The organism is Protofrankia sp. CiT1 (genome assembly GCF_917627335.1).
Classification (GTDB): domain Bacteria; phylum Actinomycetota; class Actinomycetes; order Frankiales; family Frankiaceae; genus Protofrankia.
Map to the genome: position 1 here is coordinate 1,151 of NZ_CAKJTP010000144.1, position 9,303 is coordinate 10,453.

Annotated in this window: 7 protein-coding genes and 1 pseudogene; 3 read left to right on the top strand and 5 right to left on the bottom strand. The window is 69.3% G+C overall.

Annotated features, from left to right (window positions below; genetic code table 11):
* A pseudogene (locus tag MJ785_RS17675) lies at positions 1 to 479 on the top strand (hypothetical protein); the annotation flags it as partial.
* Positions 467 to 553, top strand: coding sequence for a WD40 repeat domain-containing protein (locus MJ785_RS17680; RefSeq protein WP_239312112.1), 87 nt, complete (start codon positions 467 to 469; stop codon positions 551 to 553). The pseudogene MJ785_RS17675 and the gene MJ785_RS17680, both read left to right, overlap by 13 nt.
* A 156-nt stretch (positions 554 to 709) precedes the next feature.
* Here the strand turns inward: MJ785_RS17680 and MJ785_RS17685 are convergent, their stop codons facing one another.
* Both MJ785_RS17685 and MJ785_RS17690 read right to left on the bottom strand, forming a co-directional pair.
* Positions 710 to 2,728 carry a hypothetical protein gene (locus tag MJ785_RS17685; RefSeq protein ID WP_239381841.1) on the bottom strand — a complete coding sequence of 673 codons (2,019 nt, stop codon included), beginning with the start codon at positions 2,726 to 2,728 and terminating at the stop codon, positions 710 to 712.
* Positions 2,725 to 3,519 (bottom strand): hypothetical protein, encoded by a 795-nt coding sequence (locus MJ785_RS17690; protein ID WP_239381843.1) that lies wholly within the window; start codon positions 3,517 to 3,519, stop codon positions 2,725 to 2,727. Before MJ785_RS17690 ends, MJ785_RS17685 begins: the two co-directional genes overlap by 4 nt.
* 468 nt (positions 3,520 to 3,987) lie before the next feature.
* Between MJ785_RS17690 and mycP the strand changes: the two genes are divergently transcribed.
* Positions 3,988 to 5,232: a type VII secretion-associated serine protease mycosin gene (gene mycP / locus MJ785_RS17695; RefSeq protein ID WP_239381847.1), complete on the top strand. Its 1,245-nt coding sequence runs from the start codon at positions 3,988 to 3,990 to the stop codon at positions 5,230 to 5,232.
* A gap of 202 nt (positions 5,233 to 5,434) precedes the next feature.
* Here mycP and MJ785_RS17700 read toward each other — a convergent pair whose 3' ends face one another.
* The 3 genes from MJ785_RS17700 to MJ785_RS17710 all read right to left on the bottom strand — a co-directional run bounded on the left by MJ785_RS17700 (position 5,435) and on the right by MJ785_RS17710 (position 9,211).
* The gene (locus MJ785_RS17700; protein ID WP_370651698.1) at positions 5,435 to 6,463 is read right to left on the bottom strand and encodes a low specificity L-threonine aldolase; all 1,029 of its coding nucleotides are present in this window, start codon (positions 6,461 to 6,463) and stop codon (positions 5,435 to 5,437) included.
* A 465-nt stretch (positions 6,464 to 6,928) separates the two neighbouring features.
* Positions 6,929 to 7,723, bottom strand: coding sequence for a carboxylesterase (locus MJ785_RS17705; RefSeq protein WP_239312101.1), 795 nt, complete (start codon positions 7,721 to 7,723; stop codon positions 6,929 to 6,931).
* A gap of 57 nt (positions 7,724 to 7,780) precedes the next feature.
* A complete protein-coding gene (locus tag MJ785_RS17710) occupies positions 7,781 to 9,211 on the bottom strand; it encodes an amidase (protein WP_239381845.1) in 1,431 nt (476 codons plus the stop codon).
* Between the last annotated feature and the right edge of the window lie 92 nt (positions 9,212 to 9,303).

Sequence of the window (9,303 nt, forward strand, 5' to 3'; positions counted from 1 at the left end):
TCCGGGAGGTACTGCCCGCTGCGGAACGGGACTGGGCTGATGCGGTCACGGCCGGCACTGCCGCGGCACTGACTCCCGCTGTGACGGCTGGTGATAGCAACCTGTCCACTGGTAACACAGCGGCCAACAACGGCAAGATCTTTGATAGCCGCGGCAAATACCGCCTCAGCTCCATCCGGCTCGGCACCCACGGCCCGGCGATCCTGATTCTTGGCCTTGTTGTTCTTCTGGGCGGCGGAACGGGCGTCATCTACTCCGCGACGTGGCAGTCCCCGGCTGCCGCTCCCCGCCCGCTGGGCCAACCAATCCTGACCGGCCACACCGGCAGCGTATTCTCAGTGACCTTCTCCCCAGACGGTAAAACACTGGCCAGCGCCAGCAGCGACAACACCGTACGACTATGGGACATGACCGACCGCACCACACCCCACCCACTAGCCAACCGCTGGCCGGCCACACCAGCTCCGTGCTTTCATTGACGTTCGCTCCGCATGAGAACGTTCTGACCAGCGGTAGCGCCGATGGCATGGTGCGACTGTGGACAATGGGCTGAACCAGCCCCGTCACCCCACGTCTGCTGCCCGGTGAAACCCGGGTCTTCTCCCCAAACTCTGCCCGGGTCTTCTCCCCGGCCCGACACAGCATGTTCGCTACCGGCTGCGGCTCGGCGCGGCCCCGTCCAGCCGAGCGCGGGTCAGCTCGGCATGGGTCAGGCCGCCACCAGATCTCCCGTATCGGCAACAATCGTAACAAAGCGCACCTCGCCGGGTACTACCAGGGCGATGACGTTGTCGGGCAGCAGCGGCAGCCAACGACAGGCGGACTCTGGTAGCCGAGCCGCGATGCGGACAGCCTCGACGGCGTCCGCGGGCAGCTTGCCGCTCAGCAACAGAAAATCGAAGGACGCAAGGAGCCGTACCGACTCGCTGGTGACCGTGGACAGCCGTACGATCCGTGCCTGCCAACCGGCCGTGGATGAGAGGCTGGGCTGGTTCCCGGAATGCGGGCTCATCTCGTCCAGAAGGAGAAGCGGACCGGGCCGAAGGATAGCCGGCCGCGGGCCGGCGAAAGCCAGCCTGGCGGGTTGTCCATCCGATACCCGTGGCTGGCGAAGCCCGGCCCAGCACTCGGCCCGGTGCGTATTGATCCGGACAGTCGCGCCGCTGGCCAGCGCCTGCTCGACCACTGCCCGAGCCAGCCCGTCGGATCCGAACATCCCGATGGTGGTCGGCTGACGGCGAAACATCCGCACGACCACGGGGACCTGTTGGCGTTCCACCCCCAGGACAAACCCGCAGGCCATGGCCGGTAGGTTCCACCAGGCCGCGCTGGCCGGCGCGCGGTGGGTGGCCAGCGCGACGTCACCAGACGCGTGCTCATGCCGCCAGCCACCGGGCAGCCGTACGGGGACAAGCCGTCCCAATGGCAGCGCGGCTATGGCGGCCGGCGCCTGACGGCCGCCCAGCCGACCCAGCCGCCAGCCACCAGCCGCTGCCGAACGCAGCAGCAGAGTCGTCAAGCGTGCCAGTTCGTCGCTGTCATCCGCGGCGACTCGGATCAAGCCGCTCATCACCGGCCGTTCGTCCGCGTGCCGCCCGGCCGCGAGGCCCACGCTGACAGTCACGGATTGCGCCGCCGAGGCGAGCGTGGCCGCGGTGGCCACGAAGGTCGACAGCCCGGCCGCAGGCCACCGGATGACCTGGAACGAAGCGCTCGTGGACACGCCGTGGCGCAGCCAGGACCAGCCCTCGGCAAGGACGCCCCGGCCGCCCGGAGCCGAACCGGGGGAGTATTCGGCGCAGGGGTCTACCGGAGCCAGCCCGACCGCCCTGGCCAGGACGTCGCGTGCCTCCTCGGGGCCCAGCGGCCGAGCCGGGCTGCCATTCGCCCGCAGCACCTCGACGGCCTGCTCCACCCGTCGCCGGACCGGCTGTCTCAGCTGCTGGACGGAGGTCGCCGTACCCAACGCGCGTTCGGTCAGATCGGCACGGTCGAAGCGCAGCACCACGTGGACGGTGCGCGCGAGTGGGACGGCGGTCACGGGGGCGGGGGCCTCCCCCGCGCCCAGTGACCCGGGCGGCTGGGGCTGCTCCGCCGCCATGGGCTCGGTGCTAGCTCCAGCGACGAGGATGACGAGCTGTGCTCCGCGTATCCGCGTCGTGGGGTCCGCGGACAGCAACGCCACCAGCCCGGTCAGCGGCAACGCCCCGTCGGCCCGCGGCTCGAGCGGCCCTGGCTCAGGGCCGAGCTCCAGGAGCGCGGCCCAGCCGTGTCCGTCGTGGACGACGCCGATCCGGCTGCCACCCCGGCCGGGAACAGAACCGATTCCTATCCCCGGCACAAGCCCACCGAGCACGGGGGCTGCCAGCCCGTCGGTCGTGCCGCGGGGCGCGTCACCGCCGGCCTTCGTCTGGCCACGGCCACGATGAGGGCCACGGCCGCGTGCGGCAGCCAGCCGCGCCAAGCGGGCCAGCGGCGCGGCGCCGTTCGACGCGACTATCATTACCGCAACGGAGAGCACAACAGGCCGGCCGACTGTCACCCAGTCGTATCCCCAGACGATGAGAACGGCCAGCAGCAGGACTTGGACCACGAGCGCGGTGCGGACGTTGAGGCCCAGCACGTGACCAGCTGTCCGCACCCGCTCGACTCGCTCCGGCAACGGCGAACCGAGGTGCGGGTCCTGCTGGCGGTTGCGGCGGAGCCCCGGGATACCGACGGAGGTCACTGCGAACCGTTCCCGGCAGCTGTCGCCGTCTGGTCGTGAAACGTACCGCCCGTACCGCCCACGACGTCACCGGGCAGCTCCAGGGCCGCGACGGCCGGGGCCGTCCGCGCGTCTGGTCCGGGCTCGACCGGTTGCCACGCCGGTATCACGACAACCGGCTGGACGTGCACCCGGTCCAGGCCCTCCGGTGGCACACTCGCGGCTGGGGCTTGGGTGCTGTCCCGTTGAACCGGGGCGGCAACAGCCGGCGCGAGCGAGTCGGTCGCCAGCGCCTTCTCCCGCTCCGCCGTCGGCCTGGGCCACTGGCGCGGGCGGATGGTCCCTCTCCGCCCAGCCGGCGTACGCTTCCCGGCCACGGCCGGGCGGAGGAGCGGGAGCCGCGATGGTCGTCCGCGGCGGGTCGACAGGTCGTCGCCCTGCCGAGACTGCGCCCGGCGTTCAAGCGCCCAGGGCAGGATCAGTACAGTCACCACCAGCATCCCAACAGACGCGTAGAGCACGTCAAGTGTCCAGTGCTCGCTCGGCAGGCCGCTTGTCCTAGGCGGAGTGGTCAGCGCTGTCCTGCCGGCCTGCGCCGCGTCGGCATCCGGGGCGGCCGTGGCCGAAAGCACGCTGCCGGCGGTAGGCGCGGATTCACCCCCACCCGCGCCACCCAGCCAAACCGCAATACCGATCAATATCGCACCGGCCATTCCAACGGCGAGAATGAGCACCGTTCCGCCGATACCCTTGGCTCGACGCGAGCGGTGCCGGCCCGCGGGCATGAGAACATCCACTTTCAGCACAGTCATCCCGCCATCCGGGTCGTCACCATCCGGGCCGTCGCCATTCAGCCGGTGGAACCGGATAGACCTGTTTCGCCGGCCCCCAAGGAATGCACGTCCCACACCCCGTTGGAGGTTCGACCGAGCCCGGTTGAACCGGCCACAGGCCAGATACGTGCCTTTCTCGAGAAGTACAAAGCCGTATCCCGGAGGAGCGGAACCGATGAGCGACTATCCGCCTGCCAGGGCGTGTCTGATGGATGCTGGTCGATGCGAACAATGATCCAGAAAGCGGCCTGGGCGGCGGAGAAGGCCTGGACAGCGGTGTTCTGTCCGGACCGACGACAACGCGGCGGGACGCCTTCTGGGCACCGATCCCCGCGATCGACGATCTGTCAGACACGCCCTGGCCGCCGGGGAGGCCGCGTCTCACCGCTGGCGGTCACCGGGTCTTCGCGTCGGCCGCTGACCGTACTGATGACAGCCGTGGCGCTCATGGCCCTCACCCAGTCGTGGTCACCCGCGAGCGGGGAACCACCGGTGGGGACTCCAACGCCGACGGGAGCACCCGCCCAGCCGCTGGCGCCGCCGGTCAGCCCACCGCTGTCCACCGGCTGCGCGCCACCGTCGACCGAGATCGTACGGACGATGCCATGGGCGCAGCGGCGGCTGGGAGCGGCCGGGGTGTGGAATCTGACGCGCGGCGCGGGAGTCACCGTTGCTGTGATCGACACAGGTGTGGACGCGGCAGTGCCCCAGCTCGCGGGGCGGGTCCTCGCGGGCACGGACGTGACCGGGCAGCGGGTGCCGGCGAACACCGACTGCTCGGGCCATGGCACGTTCGTCGCCGGTATTATCGCGGCCGCCCCCGTGCCGGGAACCCCGGTCGCCGGGATGGCGCCTGAGGCGACCGTGCTGCCCATCCGGCAGGCGTCCAGGGACTCCGACGGCACCGCCGCGGGCTTGGCCGCGGGCATCCGCGCCGCGGTCGACGGCAGAGCTTCTGTGATCAACATTTCGACCAGCGCTTTCTTCCCCGATGACAGCCTGCATGCCGCGATCCGCTATGCCACGGAGCGGGACGTACTGATCGTTGCGGCGGTCGCGAACCAGGCCGAGAACGGCAACCCCCGGACGTACCCCGCCGCCTACCCGGAAGTGCTGGCGGTGGGCGCGACCGGTCAGAACGGCCAGCCGGCGGGCTTCTCGGAAGCTGGTGACTACGTGGACGTGGCCGCGCCGGGAGAGGGCGTGATCAGTCTCGGCACGGGCGGGTCAGGCCATCTCGTCGGCGACGGAACAAGCTACGCGGCGCCTGAGGTGGCTGGAGTCGCCGCGCTCGTTCGGGCTTACCGGCCGGAGCTGAGTGCGGCGGCGGTCCGCCGCCGGATCGAACTCACCGCGGACCGGCCCGGCGGCCGGCTGCCCGACCCCCAGCTGGGCTGGGGAGTGCTCAACCCGGTTTCCGCGGTGACCGCGGAGCTGCCCGGGGAAACCGCGGGCCCGGCATCACCGTCCACGGCTACCGGCGCGGTGCGAAACGTCATGCTACCGCCGGTCCGCCCCAACCACGCTCCTCGCGGCATTACCCTGATATTCACCGCGGCGGCCCTTTCCGTCGCGCTTGTGGGAGTCGCCGGTATCCGTGTCGCTCGGGCCGGCCTGCGGCGGCAATGGCGCCCCGGGACCGGGGAGGAAGCCCTGGCTGAACTGTCCCGTCGGCGCCGGCATCCCGCCTGAGAGCGCCCGGCAATAGGGGTGTGAATCAAAGAGCCGGGCTGGGGTGCGTGCATCGCGCGGCGATGGACGGGGAGCGATGACGCGAGGTGCGTGTGCCCTGGCCCCGCGACGCCGCGTCCCCTCTTGCCGGGTGCCGGGCGCGCTGAGTCCCAAACAACCGGGAACGGCTGTGACGACCGTTCCCGACCGGGCCCGCATGCGTTCAACGGCCGAGCAGCCCGTGCAGGAGCGTTGCCGCGCTGTCGATGTCCTCGTCGTCGATGTCGAGGTGGGTGACGGCCCTGACCCGTTGTGGGCCAGTCAGCTGCAGAAGCAGTCCGTGACGGGCCGCCGCGGCGGTGAACTCGCCCGCGGGCCAGCCGGTGTCCGACAGGTCAAGGACAATCATGTTCGTCTGGACCGCGTCGACGTCGACGGCGGAGGGGGCGACATCCGCAATCCGGCGAGCCAGGCGCCGCGCACGTTCATGATCATCAGCCAGCCGCTCCACATGGTGGTCCAGCGCGTAGCTGCCAGCCGCGGCAACTATGCCGGCCTGCCGCATCCCACCACCGAGCCGCCGGCGCAGGACCCGGGCGGCAGCCGCGCGGGACGCTGAGCAGACCACCAGGGATCCAACGGGCGCGCCCATCCCCTTGGACAGGCAGACAGACATGGTGTCGAACAGCCGGCCGAAGGCCGCGGCAGGCAGACCGGTGGCGACGATGGCGTTCCATACACGCGCGCCATCGCAGTGCAGAGCGACGCCCGCTGAGCGCGTCACCGCCCGCAGCGACTCGAGGACATCCATGGGATAGACCGCGCCGCCGGCACGGTTCGCGGTCTGTTCGACCGCTACGGCCCTGGTCACCACGGTCCGGAATCCCTCAGGCCGAAGCTGTTGCGCCACCGCGTCAGGCTGAAGAATGCCCCGCGGCGAAACGATCGTCCGGGTCGATATTCCGCCGTGCTGGGCCGCTCCCCCTCCCTCATACGTCACAATGTGCGCATCCGCGTCACACAGCAGCTCCTCCGCCGGCGGTACCAGGAGCCGCAGACAGATCTGATTCCCCATCGTGCCGCTCGGCACAAAGACGGCGGCTTCATGCCCAAACAGGTCGGCGACGCGCTCCTCCAGCGCCGCAACCGTCGGGTCCTCGCCGTAGCAGTCGTCGCCTACCTCTGCCCGCGCCATCGCCTCCCGCATGCCTGGAGTCGGCCGCGTGACCGTGTCGCTTCGCAGGTCGATCAAACGATCAACCATCTCCCACCTACCCCCGCATGATCGCGATCTTCTACTGAGCCATCATCGCCATGCCGCGACCATTCGCTCTTCCTGTTATCCAGAATTCTATTCCAGGATAACTAAGATTCCAGGATAACTAAGAGCGCCCGGCAATAGGGGAGCGGTGTCGCGGGGCTGGGGCACGCACCTCGCCGCATCGCTCCCCGTCCATCGCCGCGCGATGCACGGGTACCCCGGCTCGTCGGTCGCCACCCAACACCTCCGGTGACTCCCTCCGCCGCCTCGCGACGCACGCACCCCAACCCCGCTCCTTGACCCATACCCCTATTGCCGGGCGCTCTAATATGACGAAAGCCGCGACGATGCCGGCAACCTGATGACCTGGTGTGGCCGGAGACGGATGCGTGATTTTACCCGGGCTGGCCACCGGGCGCGACCAGACATCGCCTGGCGCCAGCGAGCACCGCCCGGCTACCGCGCCGTGTCGCTGGGATCCGGACCGCTCTGGAGAACGGGCAGCCAGGTACGCAGGAATGCCGCCGATTCAGCAAAGATGGTTTCGGCGTCGTTGTCCAACGTCGCGATATGATAGCTGTCCGAAAGCAGCACTTCACGGTGTTCCGCCGAGGCGATCCCGCGAAGCACGATTCCGCTGGAGAGCTCGCCGGCGGTTCCATCGGCCAGCGACCGGAAAAGCAGCAGCGGCTGCGTGACCGCCGACAACCGTGGCCGGACGTCCCGCCACAGCAGGGTCATCGACCGCACGGCCTTCAGCGACAAACGGTCATAACTTGCCCGCGGCACGTCGGGTTTCTTGACCATCGGGCCGTCGTTCCTGATCGAGGGCACGAAGTGCTGCAACACCGGCAATGCGAACAGCAGCCTATTCGGGTTGGCGATCGAGGGATTGACCAGCACAACGGCACGCACGATGGCCGGATGCCGAGCCGCGAGCCGCAGCGCGAGGGAGCCGCCCATCGACAGGCCGGTGACCGCGACGGTCTCACAGTGCTCGGCGAGTTCGATCAGTGCCCGCTCAGCGCTGCCGTACCAGTCGGGCCACCGGGTCGAGCTGAGGTCCTGCCAGGTCGTGCCATGTCCTGGCAGCAGAGGGACGCTCACGCGGTAGCCCTGCCCCAGCAGGTACCGCGCCCACGGACGCATCGACGCGGGGGAACCGCCGAACCCGTGCAGCAGGAGCACCCCCCGCGACGTCTCACCCGCGGTGAACGGCCCGACTTCATCGTCGGTCAGCTCACTGGTCATCGTCCCGCCTCACTCCCCGATCGTTGACTGCGCTTCACCGGGGCCACGCACCGCGCCTCACCAGATCTCCGGGCGCCGCCCGAGCTCCCCGGCAGCCGACTGGAGCTGGGCCGCCAGCGCCGTCAGCGTTGCCTCGTCACCGTAGCGACCACCCAACATCACGCCGATCGGCAGGCCCTGGTCGTTCCAGTGAACAGGCACGGTGACAGCCGGTAGGCCGGTAATATTGTACAGCGGTGTATAAGGCATGAACGCCGTCATCCGGTCAAAGTTGGCGTTGGCGTCGGTGTCGGTGGTGAACTCACCGATCAGCGCGGGTGGCTGCGCGAGCGTCGGTGTCAGGATGACGTCGTACACCTCGAAGATCAAGTCTGTCAGCATCTGCCCGATTCCGCGAAACGTCGTCAGCGCGGCGTGCAGCTGCCTTCCGGAGACGGCCCGGCCACGGTCCCGCATGTACCGCGTGAACGGTTCCAGCGACTCCTCGTCCTCTTCCTCGTCCTCGAGAGCCACCTGGGAGGCCACGACGGACCAGACTCTGCCGAAGGCGTCGGCCACCTCCTGGTCCGGGCTCATCTCCATCTCCTCCACCCGGTGCCCGGCAGCGGCAAGGAGCTCGATCGTGTGTTTGAGCGCGTCGTGACAGTCGGCATGGGCCGTCACGTCGGGCAGCATCGGCTCGGGCATCACGGCGATCGTGAGCTGGCGGGGTTCGACGCCCTTGGCGAGCGGGCCGACAAGTCCGCCGGGTGCCGTTTCGGTATCCCCCGGCATCAGGCCGGACATAAGATCAAGCAGGGCTGCGGCGTCCGCGACTGTACGCCCTAACGCGCCGTTGATCGATAGCCCCGTCACATCGTGCCCGATCGGCCCGTTGCTGACCCGGCCCCGGCTCGGTTTTATTCCGACGAGCCCGCAGGCCGAGGCTGGGATCCGTACGGAACCACCGGCGTCGGTGCCGTGCGCAATGGGCGCCATCCCCGCGGCTACGGCGGCGGCCGAGCCGCCGCTGGAACCTCCAGGGCTGTGCCGCGGACTCCAGGGATTGCGGGTGGGTGGCCCCAGCCGGTTTTCCGTGTAGCAGGTCAGGGCGAATTCAGGGGTGTTCGTCGTTCCGAGAATCACCAAACCGGCGCTCTTCATACGGGCGACAACATGATCATCGATATCGGAAATCTCGTCGAGAAAGGCCGTCGACCCTGACGTGCGGCGAACGCCCTCGATGCGTGCCACATCCTTGACGGCCACCGGCACGCCGTGGAGCGGACCGAGAACCGTGCCGGTCCGGCGTGCCGCGGTGAGCTCGCGTTCAGCCGCGGCGGCTTGGGCGAGCGCGAGATCCTCGGTGACCGTGACAAACGCGGCGACCGTCGGGTCCAGCGTGCTGATCCTGTCCAGGTAATGGCGGACCAGTTCGGTCGGGGAGAGCTCGCCGGCCCGCACCGCCCGCCCCTGCTCCAGCGCGGTAAGATCATGAATAGTACTCACAGACGCTCCGTCTCACGAGCAACAAACCGACCAGCGGACCGACCGGCGGACCGACCGGCGGACCGAGCAAGTACCGGCGACCCCACCACCGG